At 42.6% G+C, this 22,585-nt stretch carries 20 protein-coding genes; 13 read left to right on the forward strand and 7 right to left on the reverse strand.

Annotated elements, in window-relative coordinates:
• Positions 1 to 2 precede the first annotated feature (2 nt).
• On the reverse strand, positions 3 to 2,150 hold the full coding sequence (locus AB4232_RS09705; protein ID WP_372087010.1) for a diguanylate cyclase: 2,148 nt from the start codon (positions 2,148 to 2,150) through the stop codon (positions 3 to 5).
• A 171-nt stretch (positions 2,151 to 2,321) separates the two neighbouring features.
• On the opposite strand from AB4232_RS09705, the gene AB4232_RS09710 reads away from it, so the two are divergent.
• Complete coding sequence (locus AB4232_RS09710) at positions 2,322 to 2,588, forward strand: DUF2960 family protein (RefSeq protein ID WP_004733780.1); 267 nt, start codon at positions 2,322 to 2,324, stop codon at positions 2,586 to 2,588.
• A gap of 153 nt (positions 2,589 to 2,741) precedes the next feature.
• Here the strand turns inward: AB4232_RS09710 and nagK are convergent, their stop codons facing one another.
• Both nagK and AB4232_RS09720 read right to left on the reverse strand, forming a co-directional pair.
• Positions 2,742 to 3,650 carry an N-acetylglucosamine kinase gene (gene nagK, locus AB4232_RS09715; protein WP_017112058.1) on the reverse strand — a complete coding sequence of 303 codons (909 nt, stop codon included), beginning with the start codon at positions 3,648 to 3,650 and terminating at the stop codon, positions 2,742 to 2,744.
• 163 nt (positions 3,651 to 3,813) lie between these two features.
• Positions 3,814 to 4,560: a tRNA-uridine aminocarboxypropyltransferase gene (locus AB4232_RS09720; RefSeq protein WP_372087011.1), complete on the reverse strand. Its 747-nt coding sequence runs from the start codon at positions 4,558 to 4,560 to the stop codon at positions 3,814 to 3,816.
• A gap of 68 nt (positions 4,561 to 4,628) precedes the next feature.
• Between AB4232_RS09720 and AB4232_RS09725 the strand changes: the two genes are divergently transcribed.
• Entirely contained in the window at positions 4,629 to 5,432 is an 804-nt protein-coding gene (locus AB4232_RS09725; protein ID WP_372087012.1) for a sterol desaturase family protein, read from the forward strand.
• 188 nt (positions 5,433 to 5,620) lie between these two features.
• Here the strand turns inward: AB4232_RS09725 and AB4232_RS09730 are convergent, their stop codons facing one another.
• Positions 5,621 to 7,666 carry a methyl-accepting chemotaxis protein gene (locus AB4232_RS09730; RefSeq protein ID WP_372087013.1) on the reverse strand — a complete coding sequence of 682 codons (2,046 nt, stop codon included), beginning with the start codon at positions 7,664 to 7,666 and terminating at the stop codon, positions 5,621 to 5,623.
• 104 nt (positions 7,667 to 7,770) lie between these two features.
• On the opposite strand from AB4232_RS09730, the gene AB4232_RS09735 reads away from it, so the two are divergent.
• On the forward strand, positions 7,771 to 8,256 hold the full coding sequence (locus AB4232_RS09735; protein ID WP_017097841.1) for a C40 family peptidase: 486 nt from the start codon (positions 7,771 to 7,773) through the stop codon (positions 8,254 to 8,256).
• 91 nt (positions 8,257 to 8,347) lie between these two features.
• Here AB4232_RS09735 and AB4232_RS09740 read toward each other — a convergent pair whose 3' ends face one another.
• The gene (locus AB4232_RS09740) at positions 8,348 to 8,692 is read right to left on the reverse strand and encodes a DUF3802 family protein (protein ID WP_009846752.1); all 345 of its coding nucleotides are present in this window, start codon (positions 8,690 to 8,692) and stop codon (positions 8,348 to 8,350) included.
• A 454-nt stretch (positions 8,693 to 9,146) separates the two neighbouring features.
• On the opposite strand from AB4232_RS09740, the gene AB4232_RS09745 reads away from it, so the two are divergent.
• On the forward strand, positions 9,147 to 10,013 hold the full coding sequence (locus tag AB4232_RS09745) for a fructosamine kinase family protein (protein ID WP_372087014.1): 867 nt from the start codon (positions 9,147 to 9,149) through the stop codon (positions 10,011 to 10,013).
• Between the two features lie 115 nt (positions 10,014 to 10,128).
• Positions 10,129 to 10,332, forward strand: coding sequence for a CPXCG motif-containing cysteine-rich protein (locus AB4232_RS09750; RefSeq protein ID WP_012603956.1), 204 nt, complete (start codon positions 10,129 to 10,131; stop codon positions 10,330 to 10,332).
• 174 nt (positions 10,333 to 10,506) lie between these two features.
• Here the strand turns inward: AB4232_RS09750 and AB4232_RS09755 are convergent, their stop codons facing one another.
• Positions 10,507 to 11,118 (reverse strand): riboflavin synthase subunit alpha, encoded by a 612-nt coding sequence (locus AB4232_RS09755; protein WP_372087015.1) that lies wholly within the window; start codon positions 11,116 to 11,118, stop codon positions 10,507 to 10,509.
• A gap of 440 nt (positions 11,119 to 11,558) precedes the next feature.
• Between AB4232_RS09755 and AB4232_RS09760 the strand changes: the two genes are divergently transcribed.
• On the forward strand, positions 11,559 to 12,929 hold the full coding sequence (locus AB4232_RS09760; RefSeq protein ID WP_372087016.1) for an MATE family efflux transporter: 1,371 nt from the start codon (positions 11,559 to 11,561) through the stop codon (positions 12,927 to 12,929).
• 118 nt (positions 12,930 to 13,047) lie between these two features.
• Here the strand turns inward: AB4232_RS09760 and AB4232_RS09765 are convergent, their stop codons facing one another.
• A complete protein-coding gene (locus AB4232_RS09765; RefSeq protein WP_372087017.1) occupies positions 13,048 to 13,890 on the reverse strand; it encodes a DNA ligase in 843 nt (280 codons plus the stop codon).
• Positions 13,891 to 14,201: 311 nt separating this feature from the next.
• On the opposite strand from AB4232_RS09765, the gene AB4232_RS09770 reads away from it, so the two are divergent.
• From AB4232_RS09770 to AB4232_RS09800, 7 genes are all read left to right on the forward strand, one after another.
• Positions 14,202 to 14,531 carry an STAS domain-containing protein gene (locus AB4232_RS09770; protein WP_004733793.1) on the forward strand — a complete coding sequence of 110 codons (330 nt, stop codon included), beginning with the start codon at positions 14,202 to 14,204 and terminating at the stop codon, positions 14,529 to 14,531.
• Between the two features lie 62 nt (positions 14,532 to 14,593).
• Positions 14,594 to 15,430 (forward strand): OmpA family protein, encoded by an 837-nt coding sequence (locus tag AB4232_RS09775; RefSeq protein ID WP_372087018.1) that lies wholly within the window; start codon positions 14,594 to 14,596, stop codon positions 15,428 to 15,430.
• Complete coding sequence (locus AB4232_RS09780; protein WP_135382557.1) at positions 15,427 to 17,526, forward strand: SLBB domain-containing protein; 2,100 nt, start codon at positions 15,427 to 15,429, stop codon at positions 17,524 to 17,526. Before AB4232_RS09775 ends, AB4232_RS09780 begins: the two co-directional genes overlap by 4 nt.
• Positions 17,526 to 18,215, forward strand: a complete 690-nt coding sequence (locus tag AB4232_RS09785; protein WP_017083650.1) for a tyrosine-protein kinase family protein — start codon at positions 17,526 to 17,528, stop codon at positions 18,213 to 18,215. The genes AB4232_RS09780 and AB4232_RS09785 overlap by 1 nt, the downstream gene beginning before the upstream one ends.
• A gap of 595 nt (positions 18,216 to 18,810) precedes the next feature.
• Positions 18,811 to 19,803 carry an ABC transporter substrate-binding protein gene (locus AB4232_RS09790; protein ID WP_004733797.1) on the forward strand — a complete coding sequence of 331 codons (993 nt, stop codon included), beginning with the start codon at positions 18,811 to 18,813 and terminating at the stop codon, positions 19,801 to 19,803.
• A 195-nt stretch (positions 19,804 to 19,998) separates the two neighbouring features.
• Positions 19,999 to 20,898, forward strand: coding sequence for a proline/glycine betaine ABC transporter permease (locus tag AB4232_RS09795; RefSeq protein WP_004733798.1), 900 nt, complete (start codon positions 19,999 to 20,001; stop codon positions 20,896 to 20,898).
• The gene (locus AB4232_RS09800) at positions 20,891 to 22,123 is read left to right on the forward strand and encodes a glycine betaine/L-proline ABC transporter ATP-binding protein (RefSeq protein ID WP_017083649.1); all 1,233 of its coding nucleotides are present in this window, start codon (positions 20,891 to 20,893) and stop codon (positions 22,121 to 22,123) included. The genes AB4232_RS09795 and AB4232_RS09800 overlap by 8 nt, the downstream gene beginning before the upstream one ends.
• The last annotated feature ends 462 nt before the right edge of the window (positions 22,124 to 22,585 follow it).

Consider the following 22,585-nt stretch of genomic DNA (forward strand, 5'->3'; position numbering starts at 1 on the left):
AACTAAACAAGCTCGACTTTAAGTAATCTGCAATCGACCAAATTATAGTTGTTACGGCCATTTTCTTTGATTTGATAGAGCTGTTTGTCTGCAATATCACAAATCATTTTGAAGTTTCGATCCACATTGTCACTGGCTAAGTCGACGTTAACCCCACCAATAGAGAGTGTTAATTGTTCCGCATAGAGAGCTTTAGGGTTTGCTAATTTGACTTCATTTAGCATCTTTCGCAGAGTGACAACCTTATTTTCAATATCACTACTACTCTGTCCGAAGCAAATCGCCATGAACTCATCACCGCCATATCTGAAAAGGTAGTCATTCTTGGTTGTGAATGTTTTTTTAAGTAAGCGACTGATAATACGAAGCGCTTCGTCGCCCTCTAAATGCCCATGAAAATCGTTATAAGCTTTATACTCGTCAACATCGATCATAAGGACCGCTAGAGATTGTTTTTGGTAGTATGCGTTATGTATTAAGACTGGCGTGATGTTATCTAATTGATATCTATTAGCTAGACCTGTTAGTGGGTCAGTAGTACTCAAGATTTCGAGTGTTTGATTAGCACTTTCTAAACGCTGTCGTTGCTTTTGATTTTCTAGCGACACGGCAATAAAGCTAGCTAAATGTTCTATAAGCTGACAATGGTGTTCCTGATATTGGTTTGGTATATGATGCTGAACTGACAGAAAGCCGATTAATTTTTCATTAAGAATGATTGGCGTTAGAATCATTGAGTTAGTATCAAGCTCGCCACGAAACGTAACGAAATTATCGTCTTGTGTGGTTTTACCGATATAGGGTTCTAGAGCCGCATCTGTCGCGCTATTAAAATGAACGGTAGCTCGCTTGCGAATAACATAAGTACCAATGGTTTGGTTCTCTTGGCAAACTACTTTTAGGTTCGGTATTAACCCTTGAGTATCAACAAAATAGCGGTAGTCGAGTATGTCTGATTTATCGTCATACATAGCAATCCCAAACTCAGATGTTGGTAGAATCATATTTATCTTATGGAGTATATCAGGCAGTACGCTTTCTAAATCTGCAGCGGTTGCTATGAATTGGCCAATGTCAGTGAGCGCACCCATATATTTTTGCATTTGAGCCAGAACGTCATTTTGCTTCTTACTCTGAATGGTACCTACCCCTTCTAGAATACGTTCGCTCTGTTCGCGCTCATAACTTCTCATGTGTTTTTCTAAAAGATCCACATGCTGAGTTTGAAGTGCCGCTAAACCAGACCAATCCTCTTCATCTCGAAAGAGCTTCGCCTTAGTTTGGGCATAGATAGCATAAGAACGGTAACTACTCTTTAGATCAAAATTCTGTTCGAGAAAAGCGCACCCTACTTTTGCTTGTTCTCGCTCTCCAATGCCTTCTAAGAATTGAAACCAGTAAACCAAATTTTCTTTTCGATTATGCTCATCTCTCGATTTTTTGAAGTGCTCTTCTGCCTGATAAAATGCATCTAATACATCACTATCATCGAAGCCTCCCCACAAGAGCATTGTTTGCCCTAGGTAACTATGACAGAGCGCTATCGTCCTGTGACTAGAAAGCGAGGTGCCTATTCTTTTCGCTTCCATAATGGCGCTAACCGCTTGCTCAAACTCATTTGTATGTGCACAGCTATAGGCTAGGTTTAAATGGCTGACAGCACAATCTAACAGGCGATTCGCATTTTGAGATGAAATAATGGCTTTACGAGCATATTGCTTCGCTTGTTCGTATTTTTCTAAGCTTAAGTGCAAGTCACTTAAATTACAGAATATAAGTGACTTAAAATTGTCATCAACTAGGTGTAAGTTTTCTAGTGTCTCTGAGTAACAAGCATACGCTGATTGATAATCACCACGAATGTTATGGGTAGACGCAAGTAACCCGATGACAAATACATATAGTTGAATTTCTTCAGGAGCAATGACGTTTAGGCAGGCTTTATAATGCTCAGCAGCGTCAGAAAGGTTATCGTGGCGATAGCTTGTGAAACCTTTAAGGAAAAGCGCGATGGAATCCGGGATCGGTTGATTATTAGCTTCGCATAGACTCGTTATTCTATCTTCGACTTCTTTTAATCCTTTGATTCCAGGGTAGTTCTGGATTCGCGTTATTATTCCCATGATTTTTGGGTAAAGCGTATTGCTCATAAGTTCCGTTTAAGTCAGCCAGATTAAAAAATAACGAATAGTATACCACAAAATGCTTATTACACATTCCATTCATGGGGGTAATAAGTGGTAATTTCCTATCATTATCTTGAGTGGCGTACTGTTTTTATGTAGAGTGCGCGCAAAGTAATAATTATATTGGAGAGCACCATGGCTCGTACCATTCTGTACACTTATAAAGATGAAGACAAAGAGTTATTGTTTTCGAAACAAGAACACCGCACGATCCAAGAAGCTGTAGCTGCAGCTGAAGGTATCGACATCACAGAGTATCTAAAAACTGAGCAACAGCTTGAGTTTATTTCTGATACTAAAGCGGTACGTAACTACCAAGACAACTATTTCCGTAAGTTAGGCTTTACTAAGCTTACTTTGAAGCAAAAAGACAACCTTGGCGTTGGCAAAAAGAAGAAGTAAGCCCTCTGGCTTCTTTTTCTCAAAATTTAGCTTCTAGCAACGAAAACACCGAACAATAAAAAATGCCGCAACCTCTTTCGAGATTGCGGCATTTTTATTTGTACTTTTTCACTATCTAACCTTAGACCTTAGCTAGCTTAACTTAAGCCACGACTACTTAATGTTAAGGAATGCAGCACCACGAACGCCGCCTGAATCACCGTGCTTCGCTTTGATGATCTTTGGACATTTCGCTACAGACAGTAGGTATTTAGGGATACGTTTTGGCATCTCTTCGTAGATAAGTTCGAAGTTTGAAAGACCGCCGCCCAATGCAACTACGTGAGGGTCAAGACCGGTAAACAGGTTCGCGAAACAGATAGCCAATAGCTCCATGAAGCGATCTACGTGCTCAGCCGCTTTTGCTTCACCTTCGTTGTACGCTTGGATGATTTCAATCGCTTTCTTCTTCTCACCGAAGTAGTGCTCATAAATCAATTCGAAGCCACGACCTGATAAGTAGCTGTCTAAACAACCTTTCTTGCCACAACCACAACCTAATAGCGGCGCGTTGTCGCCAAGGTGGAACCATGCATCAATAGGAAGACGCATATGGCCTAACTCGCCTGCAACGTGGTTACGACCAGAGAAAACTTTGCCTTCATAAACTAAACCACCACCGAAGCCAGTACCTAGAATTAGGCCAGCAACTGATGGTTCATCTTTAAGTTCATCATCCCATGCTTCTGAAAGCGCAAAACAGTTCGCATCATTCTCGATTTTTACACTACGACCAATAAGCGCTTCTAAATCTTTACGCAGTGGCTTACCTGTTGAAGCAGGTACGTTAACAACCAGCATTGTGCCGTCGTCTGCGTTTTCCATGCCAGGAAGACCAAGGCCAATTTTGCCTTCGCAAGAGAATTCGCTGTCGTATTTTTTAACTAAACCAGCAATCGTATCAAGCAGTAATTGATAATCGTCTGTTGGTGTTGGAACACGTTCTGTTGCTACTCGCTCAAGTTTCTCATTGAATGCACCAAACTCAATTTTTGTGCCGCCAACATCGAAGCCGTAATACATGAAATCTCTCCAATTTTTCCCTAAATTAGGGCAAATAAAATTTTTAAATTAAACAACTAAGGAGCATTATCCATAACACTCCCCCTACAAACCGTGATAGATGACAAACTTATCCCGTGTTTGAGTTTGTTTGAACAACAAGTCAGCACAAAGCGTTTAAAGGTTAGAGTGACTTCTCACTTTTAGTATGCTCTATGAAAGCATTCAGGCTCGGTTTGGTTGGATCCGACTTATAACGTGTCTTACTTAACATGTAGCTTTCACGAAATGCTTCAAACCATAGTTGTAAAGTCTTCGCGCCCTGCTCTTCACCCGCTTGTTTTAATACTAAGCTCGCGACTTCGGCAGTAGAAAGGTGTTGTTCGTTGTCTGACTTACGCATCATGTATTGAGAAACCGATTCAGGCTCAATCGACAGCACAGGTAAGTCTTGCAGATACTCTGAACGACGGAAGATACGTCGCGCTTCGCGCCAGCTGCCATCAATGAAAATCAGCAATAGTGTTTTGTTTGGGTCACGCATTTGTGGCAGGTTTTGAACCACGCGCGTTTTGTCGTCGGTATAGTCTTCAGGGAACACGATCACAGGTTGGTATTTATTGTCTTTTAGAACATCCAACATCTCTTGATTTGGCTCAGTACGATGCCAAAGGTAGGCGTAACTGTCTTTTACCGTATCAACAATCAAACGACCGGTGTTACTTGGTTTTAAGATTTCGTTGTCTGACAAGATCAACATAGTCGCGACGTTCGTATCAATGTTAGGTTGATGCTCGCAGATACAGCTGTCTTCTTTTATTTTACAGAACTCACATCGCACTACTTTACACCCGCGCGCATTAAACGGCTTAGTAGCAATGGATAAACGGTGTTGGTATAAACGGTGAAAAGCGTGGATTCTCATGGACAATAACGATAGATCTAGAAAAGTGGCACGATTGTACTTACAGTGACCCTAGAATGATAGAAGGAATTCCCATGCAAGACCCATCCCTGCTTCGCCTTGTTTGTTTTATTGTCGTTTTTGGATTATGTGCGCTTTGGGAGTACCGCTTTCCACGTAAAACGCTGACTCAGAGTAAATGGTTTCGTTGGGGAAACAACTTTGCTTTAGTCGCTCTGAATAGCTTTCTGTTAGCGACGTTAATCCCTATCGCGGCGTTCCAAGCGGCAGTTATCGCACAAGATAACCAATGGGGTTTGTTTAATACCCTGTCACTTCCCAAAGAACTCAGCATTGTGGTTTGTGTATTGTTGTTGGATTTCGCTATTTACCTACAGCACTTGGTGTTTCACCGCGTTCCTTGGCTGTGGAAGCTGCACCGAGTTCATCACGCTGATCTCGATATCGATGTCACAACGGGCACCCGCTTTCACCCAATAGAAATGATTCTTTCAATGCTGATTAAAGTGAGCTTGGTCATAGCACTGGGTGTTCCAGTGTTCGCTGTTGTAATCTTCGAAATTGTGTTGAATGCCAGTGCCATGTTTAACCACAGTAATGCGCGCCTGCCGTTGTGGTTCGATAAACTATTAAGAAAAGCGATCGTTACGCCAGACATGCATCGCGTCCATCACTCAGTCATTGTTAAAGAAACACACTCAAACTTTGGTTTCTTCTTATCGGTGTGGGATATCTGGTTCAAAACTTATCGTGCTCAACCTAAGCTTGGCCATGATAACGTTAAGATTGGCGTTCCAGAGATTCAAGATGGTAAAGAGCAACGGTTAGACTTAATGCTACGGCAGCCATTTGTACGATTCCCGACAACGAAAGACTAGGTTCGAATTCAGTTGAGTCTCAGTTTATATTGAGATCAAACCTATCTTAATAACAAACCAAGCTTAATACCAAAGCAAAACGCCCTTAGATTCTTGTGAAAACTTAAGGGCGTTTCTGTATCAATAGGAATTTAAGCGTAGTTAGTGCTTCAACTATTATGCTGTCAGGCTTAACTCAGCACGCTCGTTTATTTCAGTACGTACTTATGAAGCATGGCTTGTTGGTGTCCTGCTATCTCTCCGACTTGCTCTGAACTCTCAATCATGGATTCAAGCTGTAACTTAGTATTCTCGCCTTGTTCAGAAACACGAGTGATCGAATGTGTCACATCCACCGTTGCGCGTGCCTGTTGCTCAGTCGCCACCATGATTTGTTCAACACGTCCTTTAATCTGGCTAACCGCCACCTCGATTTTTTCAAACGCTTGTTTCACATCTCCACTGGTTTCCAGTGCATTCGCCATTTCGTTTCTCGACTCTGTTACAGAAGCCCGTGAGCGATCAGCTGCTGCTACCAATTCATTCATCATATTTCGAATATTAGTGGTTTGCTGGGAAGTATCGCTGGCTAGTTTTCTTACTTCATCGGCGACCACTGCAAAGCCTCGGCCTTGATCTCCTGCTCGAGCTGCTTCTATTGCTGCATTCAATGCGAGTAAGTTAGTGTTGTCAGCAATGCCGCTGATCATGTCGACCATTTCGCGAATCTGTTTAACACGCCCGTCTAAGTCGGCCATCGATTCTTCATTCATGCTTAGAGAGTGTTCTAGTGCATGCAGTCGCTGCTGGTTAAGTCCAACAACTTGACTCCCTGTTACTGACTCACTTTCAGCAAGCTGGGCGTCATCATTCGAGGCGTTAGAAATACGTGCAATTTCACCAATAGATGCTTCAAGCTCTGTAATGGTGGTAATCATGTTTTGAAGTGATTCATTTTGCTCGTGTAAGCTTGAGTTAGTTTGCTCTGCGGCATCGTGACTGACTTCCGCGGTTTGATAAAGCGTTTCACAGTTTCGTGTTACCAAGCGCACCGAATCAGCGGTTGAGTCGACAACAGAATTAAGTTTTGATGCGATAACTTGCAATTCCAATGGGCCAACTAATTGACTCTGTTTTGAAAAATCGTGTTCCGCGAGTAAGCTCATTTGTTGAGTAATGTTCCTGAGTCCTTTGTTCACCCAGTGACGTAACACCAACCATGAAATAGAAATGATGGCCGTTATCACTAATCCACTAATAAATAGTACTTTGTCTATCGTCGCAATTGTCTGATTGACCACAAACTCGCTTTCATCAATTAAAATGGAAGCGGTGTTCGATAGTTGATTTAAGGTCCCTATCACGGTGTTGGCCAGATGGATGACTTTTGCTAAGTCGGCTTCTTGTTGCTCAACAAGTTCTAGCTTTTGTAGGATTTGTCTTAATACACCGTTATCTGCAAAGCCAGATTTAACCATCTCATAAGGCGCTGTTAAGCTTGCGAACTCTACGATGTCTGGATGCCATTCAGAAAAGTCATCATACGCTAGGTTAATGCCTGCAATTCGATTTCGAAGCTCTCTGTATTCGTCTTGCGCTTTTTCTAAGTCTGATTGCATCATCAACATTAGGAAGGTGTTCGCCATTGCAGAAGCACTCGCTGTGAATCGGTTAGCCGCATCGGAAGCCTCTGGGTTGTTCTGAACAAGGAAAGAACTGATACGGTTCATTTCAGGTCCGATGGAACTCACACCATAGCGAAACTCAGTGACTTGGCCATCGATGAGGTTTTGCTTATTCTGAATTTCGATTTGTGACGACAACACTTGGCTAGTCATCAATTGTAAGGTCGCCATGTTCTCGATTAAGTTTTGTTTTTGTTCAACGGAAATCGCGTCAGGAAAAGACTGGGATATGAAGAGGAGTTCTTCTAGCGTTTGGTTACTTTCGGCAACTAACACGTCGACCGAGTTACCTGTTGTGCTAAGCGTATTTAGGTCGGTTGATTGGGTGCTATAAGTAAGAAGTTTTACCTGCTCTAATACGCTTTGTGTTAATTCGGCGTTGTTTAATGCAAGAGGTAATGCTTGTTCCGAAAGTGCTTCAAAATGGCCCCCGACCCGATCGACGCCTCGGAGACTGACCAAAGATAAAAAGATGACGAGCAAAAGAATGGAAATAAATACAGCGGTGACGGTTTGAATGAGCGAGAATGTATAACGTGAAGGTTTTATTGATAAATTTGTGTCGGGCATGTGAAATCCAGTTTGACTACGAAAAAAGATATCCTTAAGTTAGTTCGTATACTAGAAGTCCTTGATGACGTTTATATTTCAGTTTTTTGTCAGAAGAGTTACATATGAAATTCAGAAAAATGGCTGTAGTTACAATAACTTTAGCAACATTGGCTGCTTGTAGCTCGACGCCATCCCCTTCTCAGCTTAGTCAAACCGCACACAAGCCTCTGTCAAAGTTAGAGCAATCAACGACCAATGCGTATATGAGTGTGTATGAACAGTGGAAAGGTGTGCCATATCATTTCGGTGGGACTTCATTTAGAGGCGTAGATTGCTCTGCTTTCGTTCAAATCGCAGTGCAAACTGCGACCCAGCAAGCCTTACCGAGAACCACAAAAGATCAAGTTAAAAAGGGAAAGGAAATAGCGTATGGACAGGCAATAAGTGGTGACTTGGTGTTTTTCAAAACATCGATGACGGTACGACACGTCGGTGTATATTTAGGAAACAATCAATTCTTACATGCTTCGACATCGAAAGGTGTCATTATATCGAGATTGGATAACCCTTATTGGGCCTCTAAGTTTTGGCATTTTAGGCGTTTATAGTGATTAAAAGATTAACTGATAACACAGTTGCTTTGAAGGTACTATTTAAACGCCTATCGCTGTTTAGCCTAGTAAATGTACTAGAAGCTAATTAGTCGTATTGAGCGACCGCAGTATCAAACAGATTCTTCACTAATGCGATGTATTCATCTAAGAATACAATTTGTTCGTTAGTCGCTTTTTTTGACCATACACCAGCTAACACTTCACCTAAATCAGCCACCACTGAATCCGCTTCTTTCAATAGTTGAAAACGAACGCTTGAATGTAACTCAGGGTTTTGCTCGAAAATAGCCATGATGTTTGTTGATATCATGTCAGTGATGATGTCTTCGACACTTTCATTACCTGTATCGCCATTACTATTAGTAAAGACATCTAGGTTAAATGATAAGTGTTCGATCAAAGCCAAATAGCCATCGGTTTCTACAACCACAATAAATCTCCGTTTAAGCTCAAGAGCAGATTAATATGTACCTACCTAATACTATGTATATGAGTCTGTTTGTCATCTCTTTATTACTAAAAACTGTATTAAAGTGATCCGAGTTAGCATTTAAGCTTAAATTTCAATCAAAACACCCTAACTTCACCAAACACACCTAAAATATAGTGAAAAATAATCTCAACCTATTTCTGCAATTCTATTGTATGAAAATCATCATGCCGTGAGATTAGTTCCAAACTATTTCCTTATATCATTCTCAATTTCTGTTTTGATTTCAAAGGGCTTGAATCAGTTCGAGTTCACAAATCAGCCAATTGATTCTACATTAGTTGAAGAAGAGCCAAGAACATTGACGAGTGCGTCTATAAATTGCTCAGATTTATCCTAAACTATTGCTATTAAACAAACAGTATTTCTAACCTTCAGTCTTTGAGGATTTCCTATGTGGCAGGCCATTTCTCAACAACTTTCAGATACTCTTCTATTTAACTTCCAGATAACTGAACGTACCAAGGTTTCTGGTGGCGACATTAACGATTGCTATATGATTAGCGATGGTAACGAACGTTACTTTGTAAAAGTGAACCAGCGAGAATTTTTACCTAAGTTTGAAATTGAAGCTGAGAACTTACGCTTGTTAAGAGAGACTTCTACCGTTTATGTTCCTGAGTTAGTACTGATTGGTAAAACCAAAGAATGCTCGTTCATTATCCTTAATTACTTGCCGACCAAGCCGCTTGAAACAAGCAATAATAGCTATGACTTTGGCGTTCAACTTGCCCAATTGCATCAATGGGGTGAACAGAAAGAGTTTGGTTGTGACCAAGACAATTATATTGGTAGCACCCTTCAACCCAACCCTTGGCATAAGAAATGGGGACGTTTTTTCTCTGAGCAACGCATTGGCTTCCAGCTGCAATTGTTAAAAGAAAAAGGCATCGAATTCGGCGATATCGATGATATTGTTGATGTCGTGAATATGCGTCTTGCAGGCCACAACCCTCGCCCTTCTTTGCTTCATGGCGACCTTTGGAACGGTAATGTTGCTAACTCAGCCTTTGGGCCAATCTGTTACGATCCCGCTTGTTATTGGGGCGATCATGAATGTGATTTAGCGCTAACTGAACTGTTTGAAGGGTTTTCAAAAGAGTTTTATGAAGGTTACCAGAGCGTCAATCCACTCGACGTTGGCTATACTGATCGGAAAGACATTTATAATTTGTACCATCTTCTCAACCACTGCAATCAATTTGGCGGCGAGTATTTAGCACAAACTGAGGCGTATATTCAGAAGATACAGGCCGTTTAATACCAATCACAGCTAGCTACTACGATCTATATAAGTTGCAACGTTGGATATCGCTATTTGTTACGACCCATACAAGCTACTACGATTAGTGCAAGTACAGTGAGGAGAATTCGTCATGCATAAATACACAGAGAAACATGTTTCTTGCCCCCATTGTGGTCATGCAATTAGCATAACGCTGGATGCATCTAATGGGAGCCAAGATTTTTACGACGATTGCCCTGCATGTTGCAATGCAATTCATCTGGACATGCAGGTTGATGAATTGAGAGACAGAATCCATCTCTCGATTGATGCAGACGACGAACAAGTTTTCTAACACCTACTCTCTTGTCGAGTTGGCTCTACACCTCGATTTAAAGCTACACCTCGATTTTGAAGCTAGCCCAGAAAAACACAAAAATAGAAAAAGAGCACTTAATGTGCTTTTTTTAACATCTTCGATTTTTACTTAGTCAACGCTTTTGGGGCGCGTGTTATTGATGAACCGCTACTACGACTTCTGGTTTGCTAGCACGCGCTCAACAGTATCAACAATCGCTTGTGTTTGAGGATCAAACTCAATATTTACTTGGTCGCCTATTTCGCGGCTGCCAAACAAAGTGCGATTTAGCGTTTCAGGAATTAAGTGTACAGAGAAACGGTTCTCTTCCACTTCACCTATCGTTAATGAACAACCATCAACGCCAATATAACCCTTGCTCAATACATACTTCATTGATTCTTGTGGCAACTCAAACCAAAGCGTGCGGTTGTTTTCAGTCTTGATCACATCCACTAAGTTCGCCATCAACGTAATGTGGCCAGACATACTATGCCCGCCAATTTCATCACCAAATTTTGCTGCTCGCTCAACATTCACTTTATCACCAACATTCAGTTGGCCCAAGTTCGTCAATCGCAATGTGGCTTGCATTAAATCAAAAGCAATCTGATTGCCCGAAATTTCCGTTACCGTTAAGCAACAACCGTTATGAGCTACTGAGGCACCAATCGCTAATCCCTCAACCATTTCGTCGCTTAGCTCAATGGTATGAGTCTGAAACAACTCTTTTTTGTTTATAGCAACCAGTGTTGCCATGCCTTGAACGATACCTGTAAACATAAGATTCCTATTTAGCATTCTAGGGCGTGTTGACCTTTCTCGGTTAAATTTTGTTCGAGATAAAAGCGTTTTAATCGCGGCGAGGGGGAAGTAGCCAAGCATCCTAAGCAAATCTCCCTCAACAAAGAGTAAAACGCTTTTTGCGGGGGCGCCCAGCCCGAACCCTTCGGGCAGCGTTTGCTGGTCATTTTTACTACGTTATCGGCTTCTCATGTAGGCTAGCTACACATCGAAGCCTCTGCCTTGTATAAATACCCAGCAACTCGCTGCAAAAATCAGCTCGAAAGATCAACACGCCCTAATAACAGTTTTTCATAGCAGTTATTGTGACATTTCTTTATGATTCGTCCAGTGGAAGCTTAAGATCATTGTCTCTGATTCCTTCAGAATGTCCTTTCCTACACTATTATTCTAATTTTCCCTCTTATTTGGAGTTGTTTGTGCATCGTTACAAAGAAGAATCCTCGAATCTAATCAAACTTGCGACCCCAGTATTGATCGCATCTGTTGCACAAACTGGAATGGGTTTTGTCGATACCGTAATGGCCGGTGGTGTAAGTGCTATCGATATGGCGGCGGTTTCGATTGCAGCAAGTATCTGGCTACCATCAATCTTATTTGGTGTGGGTCTGTTGATGGCGTTGGTTCCTGTCGTTGCACAACTACATGGTTCTGGTAGACAAGTAAAAATTCCATTTGAGATTCAACAAGGTGCGTTTTTAGCGCTTGTCATCTCCCTTCCAATCATTGGCGTACTTTTTCAGACACAACTGATATTGGAGTGGATGGACATAGAACAACTCATGGCAGAAAAAACCATCGGTTATATGAATGCGGTGATGTTTGCTGTCCCTGCATTTTTGTTGTTCCAAACATTGAGAAGCTTTACAGATGGTATGTCTTTAACTAAGCCTGCAATGGTGATTGGTTTTATTGGCTTGCTATTAAACATCCCGCTTAACTGGATGTTCGTATACGGAAAGCTTGGCGCTCCCGCTCTGGGTGGTGTTGGCTGCGGCGTTGCAACGGCTATCGTATATTGGGTGATGTTTGCTCTGCTGTTCGCTTACGTTTTAACATCAAAGCGTTTGGCTAAAATCAATATCTTCGGTACGTTCCACAAGCCTCAGCTCAAAGCACAAATTCGTTTGTTTAAACTGGGCTTTCCAGTTGCCGCTGCTATCTTCTTTGAGGTGACGCTATTCGCTGTTGTTTCTCTGTTGGTTGCCCCTCTTGGGTCTTTGGTTGTCGCCGCACACCAGGTTGCAATTAACTTCTCGTCACTGATATTTATGATACCAATGAGTATCGGTGCCGCCGTGAGTATTCGTGTTGGCCATAAGTTGGGTGAAAGCAACACTGAAGGAGCGAAGATCGCGACACACGTGGGAATCATTGTTGGTTTAGTCACAGCCCTAATGACAGCTACATTGACGGTACTATTCAGAGAGCAAGTTTCGTTACTGTACACAGAGAATACGGCGGTAATTACTGTTGCAATGCAATTACTATTGTTCGCTGCAGTTTATCAATGCACTGACGCAATCCAAGTTATCGCTGCAGGGGCTTTGCGTGGATACAAAGACATGCGTTCGATCTTCAACATTACTTTCGTTGCTTACTGGTTGCTTGGTCTTCCTATTGGCTACATTTTAGGAATGAAAGATTGGATTGTTGAGCCTATGGGCGCGCACGGTTTCTGGGTTGGGTTCATTGTTGGTCTAACGTCTGCAGCTATTATGCTAGGTATGCGTCTGCACTGGATGCACAAACAAGACGACGATGTGCAGTTAGAATTTAGCTCTCGCTGAGTTCTAACTCACTCAACCGGTATCCCTGATATTGAATACGAAAAAGAGCTCTGATATTCAGAGCTCTTTTTCGTTTACTGTGTGTATGACTATATTGTACTGAACAATCTGATTGGTATTAATACTCACTCTTTTCTCTAACGAAGCGCGCAAACTTGGGTTTTCCATTTTGAGTAAAGCCATTGTAGCGAAAGGTAATACGGCTGCCGATCTCAGGCGGCGCAAGTCTCATTTGATCACTAAACCCGCTTCCGATATAAAACTCAACCCCTTCTTCCGTGTGAACCAAAATCGAACCCATCATCCCTTTATACTTCCCTGTCCCGCCTTTGTAGCCAATAACTGTGGCTTCGGCATCGTGATGCCTTTTTAGTTTTAACAGGTCATTGCTTCGACCTGCTTGATAACGACTGGTGATCTTTCTGAGCATCAAACCTTCGCCATTACGTTCATCGACATTGTCTAATTGATAAAACAGAGCTTCTTCATTTTGAATAGGTACATGTTCGATGTAGCTGACATGAGGTTCTCCAATCATACTTACCCAATGCAATATGTTGTAATAGCGCTTTTGATAATCGCCAGTAGCCCCTGGCATATCAAACAGCATCAAGTCTATTTGGCGCCACGCAACATCACTAGGTGTGTGATCGAGGACGGTAGATTGGACTAAGTGGAACTTTCCTCTTCCTGCCCAGAGCTCCCCTTCAAGGTGTACCTTCGGTAAGTTTTTTGTAAACCACTTCGGTGAGTAAATGCGATTCCCATTTCGAGTATAAAGGTTTTGTCCGTCCCAAAGAGCACGAATCCCATCAAGCTTTTCACTCTTCCAGTATTCAGAAACATCAACGCCTTGTTGGTATGTGTTTGCGAGCACCAGATGATCAGGCGGTAAATAGGATGAATGAGAAGAAAGCGAACACGCCCATAGAGTTGCTATCGCCAATTTAGTTAATCTCATCATCTGCTCCGTATTAATATCTGTCGTGGTCAACAAACGCCTTTAATCCTAAGCGTTCTGACACGTAGCTAGACAACCTTTGCTAGAAGATGCGACCCACACATCAACCTTATTTAACTTTCAATTTCATTCATATAATTAATGACTTATGGATCTCAAATGTTCCGCCGTTTTTAGTTCTCATATTGAGAAACCAACTTTCTCAATATGAGATAGAGATTGGCAGTCGATTTAAATTGTTGAAAAATATAAATATAAAAGTTGGCACATTCAGTGCAATTGTTCATACATACTTAAAAGGAGATATCGCTATGGAACTACGTAAGATTGATTTGAATACAACCACCCTAACTCTTTCTATCTTCGGTGATTTAGACGCAGCGGGAAGCCGTGATGCTCAGACTGATATTGACGATGTAATCTCAAATGACGGCCACCCTGAAATCGAAGTCGATTTTAGCCAAGTTGAGTTTTTAGATTCATCTGGTGTTGGCGCGATTGTTTACATGTTCAAACGCCTAACTGAACGCGAACGCAACATGCGACTTGAAAATGTGACTGGTCAGCCTCTTGAAATTATGAACTTGTTACGTATTGGCCACGCTATCCCAGTAAATTCAAAAAATCCTACAAATTCATGAAGATCCACTAAGCTAGAAGTAACAAAACATAATAATAAAAAGTAAAAACATAGGACGTTGGCATGAAAATACTGAAAAGCTACATAGCCCTTTCTCTGTCTGCTTTAGTTCTAGGTGGCTGTACTAGCTACCCTGAACAAGGCACTGGCGGCTTGGCTGAAAGTTATGACTCTATTAATTACCAAAATTCCGACTTTTCTCCTGTCATGCCAGACGAACCTCTTGGTCCTGAACACGGATTACGTTTTGATTGGCAACTGGCCAAATTACATCTTGATGCCTTGATTCAAGAAGGCGCCCGCTGGTGCTTCCCCGCTGCTGTTGTGCAAGCGATAGAAAAGCAAAATCGTATCGCTCGCGAACTACAAGGTGGCCTGCTGCTAGATGCGGCTAACGACCTAGTCATTCAAAGAAAACGCTTAAACGAACTTGAAGTTCAACTGGACTACGTGACGTCACAAGCCCATTGTGAACCACCAAAAAATGAAAACCAATTTAGAATGCAATTGTCGGTTATCGAGCAGTTGTACGACCTGCTTAATGTTGACAACCAATTCGCGGAAAACTCTACTGAAGTCAATCCCAAATACATGGGACGACTTGCCGAGGCAACGACGCTACTGAAAGAACATAAATCTCTAGACCTTGTTGTTACCGGCCATGCTGATGCCACGGGTACCGAAGAATATAACGATGACTTGGCACTTGGACGTGCTAAACAAGTCGAACGCTACCTAACTATTTTTGGCTTAGGTGCTCAGCGAATCAAAGCAGTGTCTGTTGGTGAAACGGTTCCTCTTTTTGAAGGCGAATCAGACGGTACGCGTTTAACCAACCGCAGAGTGAGTATCGAAGTTATCTCCCCTAAGAACGCTGAGAAAATGGGAGGTGGATTATGAAATTATTGATCGCTTTTATCATCACCCTATCGTTATGCCTATCGAACCTCGTAAATGCTAACGAAGAGTTTTCAGACGCGGTTCAAGTCGGTGACCTTATCCAAGTTAACGTGCCCGGTGAAAGTACGTTGAACAAAGGGTTCCAAGTGGATAAACGTGGCCGGATTACCCTTCCTGAAGTGGGCGCCGTATTTGTTGCGGGTTATAACAGTGAACAACTTAACAAAGTCGTTTTAGAGTCACTGGCTACCGCTTACAAAGATCTTTCAAACGCTTCTGTATATGTAAAAGAGCAGCAAATTATCATCTACGTGCAAGGTTATGTAGAACAACCCGGTGAATACACACTGGCGTTAGGTTCAAGTATCCAAATGGCACTTTACGCAGCAGGTGGATTACGTCCCGGCGCACAACTGGACAAATTGATACTTAAGCGAGGTGCGGACAAGAAAGAGTTTAACTACAAACGATTCCTTGATTCAGGTGATGAATCAACACTACCTACTCTGCAATCACTGGATTCATTATTCGTTCCAGCTTCCCCATTAGTCGGTAACATCGAGCAAGAGTTTGACGCAGCAAAGCTTGCAAACTCAGGTGACAGTGCTGACTCTCGCAATTCGATTAAAGTGTTTGGTGAGGTTAACGCGCCGGGTTCGTTCACTTACAAAGAGAACACCGACCTTGTCGACGTATTAATGCGTTCAGGCGGGGTAACTCGCTATGCCAGTGTTGAACAAATCCGAGTAATTTCAAATAATACACCTACGCTGTTCAACCTTAAGCGTTATTTGGATTCTGGTGACGAAAGCCTACTTCCAATCTTACGCCCAGGTGCAACCATTTTTGTGCCGAAGCAAGAGGAAGAGATCAAATCCGGCGCAAACATGGTTTACGTTATGGGTGAAGTCGCTGCCCCTGGCGCTTTTGAAGGAAAGAGAGACGCGACCTTCATGGATATCCTTGCCAATGCTGGCGGTCCGACTCGATTTGCAGAGTCGCGTCAAATACGCGTAATTAAAGCGGATGGTCGAGTACTTAAATTCGATTTAGCGGCTTACACTGAAGGCTTGCCTAACTCTAACCCACCGAATATTAAAGCCGGTGACGCGATCTTTGTTCCTGAGAAAACCGACATGAACGAGAAGTCATGGTTAAAGATTGCACCAGACAGAGCAGTTAACGTGATCGGTGAGGTGAATCGACCTGGTCGTATAGAATGGTCAGATGAAATGAACTTTATGGGATTATTGGCACACGTCGGCGGCCCCACGCTACGCGCTGACACATCGAAAATTGAAGTCGTAACGGGTAGAAAGTTGGTTGTGTTTAATCTTGATGATTTCATCAGAAATGGTGCACCACGAGATCTGATGCCACAAATTCGTGCAGGCTCTATCGTCCGTGTCCATGACTTACCACAAGATCCGTCAGACAATAAATCTCAATGGGTACGTCAAAGCTCTGATGCTTCGATCTACATTTTTGGACAAGTGAATGCACCGGGTCGTTACCGCTTCACCAAAGACATGCACTTTCTTGACATTTTGTCTGCAGCTGACGGGCCTACTAAGGATGCCGATATACACAACGTTCGTGTCACGCATCGTGATAAAACCTACTCTAAAGTAAGCAAACTCAATCTATCGCTCTACTTTGAAACCGGTGACGAATCATTACTGCCAAATGTAACCACTGGTGACACCATTTACATTCCAGAGAAAGGTAAAAACTGGTTAGATACACCGAAAGAAGAAACCGTTCGTGTGCTTGGTGCGATTAACAACCCAGGTCGCTATGTGTTCAACGACAACATGACGATTCTAGATATATTGGCAGAAGCGGCAGGCCCTACGGACAATGCTTACGTAGAGAAAATTACCATTGTGAATATGTCTTGTTGCCAAGGTCAAGCTCGTACCTTCGACCTTGTTGAATTCAGCAAAACAGCCAATATTTACAACCTACCAGTACTGCGCGCTGGTGACACTATCTACATCCCAGATCGCCGTGAGAGCTTTATGGAAAAAGCTCGTGTAGGTCTAGAAGACATATTACGTCTAACAACAATGATCGTCTTAATAGGAGCTTTATAATGACAATTTCAGCGACCCATGCCGAAGTCGAGCAACTGTATTTAGCTTCTGAACTTAACGGACAGAAATCGATTTGTGTGACTGCCTGTCATTCAGGTGACGGGGTAACCTCTGTTGCAACTGCATTAGCAGAACGTTTTCTCCTTGCTGGTCATTCTACGCTTTATGTTGACCTCAACTTGTACAACCCCGCTTTCAAAGATTTGAACATGTTAGAAGACAGTCAACAGGGGCAGTTAATAGAACATGTTGAGTCTCACCGGATGTTCATTGGTGTCCCGGCACCTCAAGTGGCATCAACACAGCTTGCTTATAAAGACCCGACAACGTTACAAAAAGTAGTCAACAAATGGCTAGAGAAATACGACAGAGTCATCATCGACACCTCACCGCTTCTCAACATTAACAAAGGGAATATCCCTGCACAGTCTGTTGCGAGTGCCTGTGACTGCACATTGATGGTTGTCGCCTATGGTGAAACGTCAACTCACCACCTAGAACAAGCGAAAAAGCTGCTTGATGCTCAGAGTATCAATCTAATGGGCAGTGTGATGAACATGAAACAAACACCTAGCTTTGCACAAGAGTTGGTAAGACAAATCAATCGAATGAAATTCCTTCCAACTAAACTTCGCGATAGCTTGGCAAACAAGCTGTATCAAAATGAGTTTTTAAACCTGCCGATGTAACTTTTTCGCGCCACTGTAACTTTCTTGTACAACTATAGCTTTCTTGTACAACTGTATGGCTGTCATTGATACGATGACAGCCACCTATCCTATTAAACTTCGAGCCCCCCGATAGCTCTAAACACCCCAAAACCAAATTGGGTTTTTTTGGCGAAATTATTATTGAAAATAAGATTTTAAAAACCATTCAACGCATTTCACACACATCAGTCATGGTCTTACCACCTTTAAATCCCTTCAAAAATCAACAGCCCCATACCTAACTTTAGCGGTAATGTGACACAGACGGTTAAAGTGCCATGTAAATCGCATCAAAGATGGAATTCGTACGATTATTCCCTAAGATTATAAATAGAGGTGGTTTTTGACGAATTTGTAATAGTTTGACAAAGTTATCCGATGGCTGTTGAAACACAGTGGATGAATTGGCAAATCACACTTCACTGACTTTGCACGTTTATCTATTCAAACTTCACCCATCCCTCCTTCTGCTCAAATGGTTCAAATACACGGAAAGGATCACCATCGAGCAATTTAGATAATCAATTTACCTTGGTTACCTTAGTTGTATTATTAAAGAGAAAGGAAACTCAATATGAAATACAAGTTAAGCTCCGTATTTTTGTTAGTAGCAGCAGCCAGCGGTAATGCTAACGCTGGAGAATGTGGCAGCGTAACAATCGCAGATATGAACTGGAACTCTGCAACACTGATCGCCAATATCGACCAATTCATCCTAGAACATGGTTATGGATGTGATGCCGAACTTATCCCTGGCGACACCATGCCAACAGGCACATCCATGATTGAAAAAGGCCAACCTGATGTTGCACCTGAACTTTGGAGCAACAGCTTAAAAGACGCATTGGACAAGGGTGTCCAAGAAAAACGTCTTCGCTACGCAGGTAAAGCACTTGTGAATGGCGGTGAAGAAGGCTTTTGGGTTCCAGCTTACTTAGTTAAACAATACCCAGAGATGGCAACCATCGAAGGTGTACGTAAAAACGCTAGCTTATTTAAGCACCCTGAAGACCCAGATACATCAGCATTTTACAGTTGCCCAGCAGGTTGGAACTGTCAGATCAGCGCCGGAAACTTGTTTAACGCTCTTGAGCTGGAAGACAGTGGTTTCACGATTGTTGATCCAGGCTCGAGTGCCGGCTTATCTGGCTCTATCGCAAAAGCTTATGAGCGCGAAGAAGCTTGGTTTGGTTACTACTGGGCGCCAACTGCCGTTCTAGGCAAATACGACATGGTTAAAGTTGACTTTGGTAGTGGTGTTAATGAACAAGAGTTCTTAACTTGTACCACCAAAGAAGACTGTGATTCACCTAAAGCGACCATGTACCCACCTTCACCCGTTCACACTATCACCACTGAGAGTTTTGCGTCACGTGCGCCTGAAGCTTATGACTACTTCACTAAACGTGGCTTCACAAACGATAAGATGAACTCCCTGCTTGCTTGGATGGAAGACAATCAAGCGGATGGTGAAGAAGCAAGCTTACATTTCTTGAGTGAATTCCCAGAAGTATGGCACCCATGGGTTTCTCAAGAAGTCGCTAAGAAAGTTGAAGCTGAGCTTTAATCGCAGCATTTCGATAGCCGTTATATTTCAATGATAGCTATATTTCGAAACGCACTGTGCACTAAGGCTAAGCACTAAGCTTCAATAATACGGAAATAACGTCGCTATACTTGATGTTATTCATGATTCGGAGCCCTTTTCATAGGCGATTACCTCATCGCATGAACAAGTGGCTCCGAACTATAAGGATATAAAATGGCTGACACCAATTGGTTATCAACCTTTCCAGAGATGGAACGCGCTGATTTACGAACCATAAAAAAGACGCTAGATGGCGCATACCGTGAATTCTCTCGAGAATACGGTGAAATGATTGAATCTCTATTTGACCCTCTTCTTTCATTCCTTGTTTGGTTTGAAAAACTTCTTATCTCAACCCCTTGGATTATAGTCCTCGCCGTTTGTACAAGCCTTGTCTACGCCGCGAGTCGTTCTTGGAAACTGGCTTTAGGTTGTGTCGTTTCTCTGCTCCTTATTGGTTACTTTGGAATGTGGGAAGACACCATGCGGACGCTCAGTATCATCACTGTTTGTACCTTGGTTTCGATATTCTTAGGCATTCCGATTGGTATTGCGATGGCTCGTTCAAATCGAGCTCAATCTATCGTTACACCGATGCTTGATATCATGCAAACCATGCCGGCATTCGTTTACTTGATCCCAGTGGTGATGTTACTCGGCATCGGTAAAATTCCAGGTCTGATCGCCGTGGTTATCTACGCGATTCCACCTGTGATTCGTTTAACCAACCTAGGCATACGCTTAGTCGATAAAGAAGTCCTTGAAGCAGCAACCGCTTTTGGTGCGAGCAAGAAACAACGCTTATGGGGTGTTCAACTCCCTCTAGCAATGCCAACGATCATGGCGGGTATCAACCAAACCATCATGATGGCACTGTCTATGGTTGTTATCGCATCCATGATTGGCGTGAAAGGCCTAGGACAACCAGTTCTTAAATCCATCACCAACCAATATTTCACATTAGGCTTGATGAACGGTTTTGCCATTGTTGCCCTCGCAATTCTTTTTGACCGCGCTTCACAGGCATACGCAAGAAGAACCAATGCGCATTTAGGAGGACTCAAGCATGACTAAACCATTGATTGAAATTAGTGGTCTATACAAAGTGTTTGGACCGAAACCGATGTCTGTGATGAACCGAGTCCATAACGGCGAACACAAAGATCAGATTCTTGCGGACACGGGTCATACCGTCGGTTTAAAAGAGATTAATCTCGAGATTAACCGCGGTGAAATCTTCGTTATCATGGGGCTTTCTGGCTCGGGTAAATCGACTCTAATTCGCCACTTCAACCGTTTAATTGACCCAACGCAGGGTAAAATTATGGTCGAAGGCATTGATGTAATGAGCCTCAACACCAAGCAATTAGAAGAGTTCCGCCGTCATAAAATGTCGATGGTATTCCAACGCTTTGGCTTAATGCCTCATCGCACCGTGGTAGAAAACGTTGCGTACGGGTTGGAAGTACAAGGCATCAAGAAAGAAGATCGTTTAGCAAAAGCCAATGAATGGTTAGAAACGGTGGGTTTGAAAGGTTACGGCAAGCAGTACCCTGCCCAGCTTTCTGGCGGGCAACAACAACGTGTTGGCCTTTCTCGTGCTCTGTGTACTAACGCTGAAATCTTATTAATGGATGAAGCCTTTTCGGCACTCGACCCTTTGATTCGAAGTGAAATGCAAGATCAGCTCATTGAACTGCAAGAGAAGCTTCATAAGACGATTGTTTTCATCACCCACGATTTGGATGAAGCACTCCGTCTCGGCGATCGAATCGCAATTTTGAAAGATGGCGAGTTGGTACAACAAGGTACGCCACATGAGATTCTACTGAATCCAGCCGATGACTATGTAGAGGCATTCGTTAAAGACGTAAACCGTGCTCGTGCATTGACGGTTGAAACGGTTATGCAGCCTCCTCTCTATCGAATCACTTCAGAAACGATTGAAGGTGCTCTGGCACAAATGAAGATGCTGAAAAACGATTACGCTTATCATGTAACGGACGAAGGCTATCAAGGTTTGGTAACTCAAGAGAGCTTACAAGACGCGGTTGAAGATGCCTCTGTCCATGACTTCAGCGATGAGATTTACGAAGAGGTTCCTGCTGTTTTACCAGATGCGGTAATTGAAGAAGTACTTCCAGACACTATGTCTTGTGACTACTCCCTTCCAGTTGTCGACGAAGAAGGTAATCTGAAGGGTGAATTAGAGAGAAGCGCTGTGGCTGATATCTTCTCTGAAAGTAGCGAGGAAGAAGTAGAAGCCGACCCAAAGCCAAAGATTGATAAAGCTTCGTAGTTCTACTTTTCGTTATTTAAAGCACGGCTGTTTAAATCATCGTTATTTGAGTTACAGCTATTTAGATTAGCCTAAACTACTTAACCCGCTCTAAGACCACTGTTGTTAATTCACCGCAGTGGTCTTTTTTATTTGTATCGGCCTCGTTTTATCCTGAGCTAGACCCCTACCTTAGGTTTTATAAGCACCTAAGTTTATATTTCATAAGAGAAAACAAAATTAAATCAGTCCGTTAGGCTTGTCACAAACCCTGTAGCAATATGAGTGAGATGGTAATTAATTGCTCTGTTTGTACGGCAAGCAGTTGAAATTATTCTAGAAAATGACTAGAACTTAATAGGGGCTGTTGACCTTTCGAGCTGGGTTTTGCAGCATCTTGTGGAAAATTAATACAAGGAAGAGGCTTTGACGTGTAGCTGGCCTACATGAAAAGTCTCTAACGCAGTAGAAATGAACCACAAG

Source organism: Vibrio sp. 10N.286.46.A8 (assembly GCF_041470165.1).
GTDB lineage: Bacteria > Pseudomonadota > Gammaproteobacteria > Enterobacterales > Vibrionaceae > Vibrio > Vibrio tasmaniensis_A.

What these genes read in the sequence shown, in the direction of transcription:
- AB4232_RS09750 (WP_012603956.1), top strand. Translation starts at nt 10,129, where the DNA reads ATGCATAAATACACAGAGAAACATGTTTCTTGCCCCCATTGTGGTCAT.
- AB4232_RS09800 (WP_017083649.1), top strand. Translation starts at nt 20,891, where the DNA reads ATGACTAAACCATTGATTGAAATTAGTGGTCTATACAAAGTGTTTGGA.
- AB4232_RS09755 (WP_372087015.1), bottom strand. Translation starts at nt 11,118, where the DNA reads ATGTTTACAGGTATCGTTCAAGGCATGGCAACACTGGTTGCTATAAAC.
- AB4232_RS09765 (WP_372087017.1), bottom strand. Translation starts at nt 13,890, where the DNA reads ATGAGATTAACTAAATTGGCGATAGCAACTCTATGGGCGTGTTCGCTT.
- AB4232_RS09770 (WP_004733793.1), top strand. Translation starts at nt 14,202, where the DNA reads ATGGAACTACGTAAGATTGATTTGAATACAACCACCCTAACTCTTTCT.
- AB4232_RS09775 (WP_372087018.1), top strand. Translation starts at nt 14,594, where the DNA reads ATGAAAATACTGAAAAGCTACATAGCCCTTTCTCTGTCTGCTTTAGTT.
- AB4232_RS09725 (WP_372087012.1), top strand. Translation starts at nt 4,629, where the DNA reads ATGCAAGACCCATCCCTGCTTCGCCTTGTTTGTTTTATTGTCGTTTTT.
- AB4232_RS09780 (WP_135382557.1), top strand. Translation starts at nt 15,427, where the DNA reads ATGAAATTATTGATCGCTTTTATCATCACCCTATCGTTATGCCTATCG.
- AB4232_RS09730 (WP_372087013.1), bottom strand. Translation starts at nt 7,666, where the DNA reads ATGCCCGACACAAATTTATCAATAAAACCTTCACGTTATACATTCTCG.
- AB4232_RS09735 (WP_017097841.1), top strand. Translation starts at nt 7,771, where the DNA reads ATGAAATTCAGAAAAATGGCTGTAGTTACAATAACTTTAGCAACATTG.
- AB4232_RS09785 (WP_017083650.1), top strand. Translation starts at nt 17,526, where the DNA reads ATGACAATTTCAGCGACCCATGCCGAAGTCGAGCAACTGTATTTAGCT.
- AB4232_RS09790 (WP_004733797.1), top strand. Translation starts at nt 18,811, where the DNA reads ATGAAATACAAGTTAAGCTCCGTATTTTTGTTAGTAGCAGCAGCCAGC.
- AB4232_RS09705 (WP_372087010.1), bottom strand. Translation starts at nt 2,150, where the DNA reads ATGAGCAATACGCTTTACCCAAAAATCATGGGAATAATAACGCGAATC.
- nagK (WP_017112058.1), bottom strand. Translation starts at nt 3,650, where the DNA reads ATGTATTACGGCTTCGATGTTGGCGGCACAAAAATTGAGTTTGGTGCA.
- AB4232_RS09710 (WP_004733780.1), top strand. Translation starts at nt 2,322, where the DNA reads ATGGCTCGTACCATTCTGTACACTTATAAAGATGAAGACAAAGAGTTA.
- AB4232_RS09795 (WP_004733798.1), top strand. Translation starts at nt 19,999, where the DNA reads ATGGCTGACACCAATTGGTTATCAACCTTTCCAGAGATGGAACGCGCT.
- AB4232_RS09745 (WP_372087014.1), top strand. Translation starts at nt 9,147, where the DNA reads ATGTGGCAGGCCATTTCTCAACAACTTTCAGATACTCTTCTATTTAAC.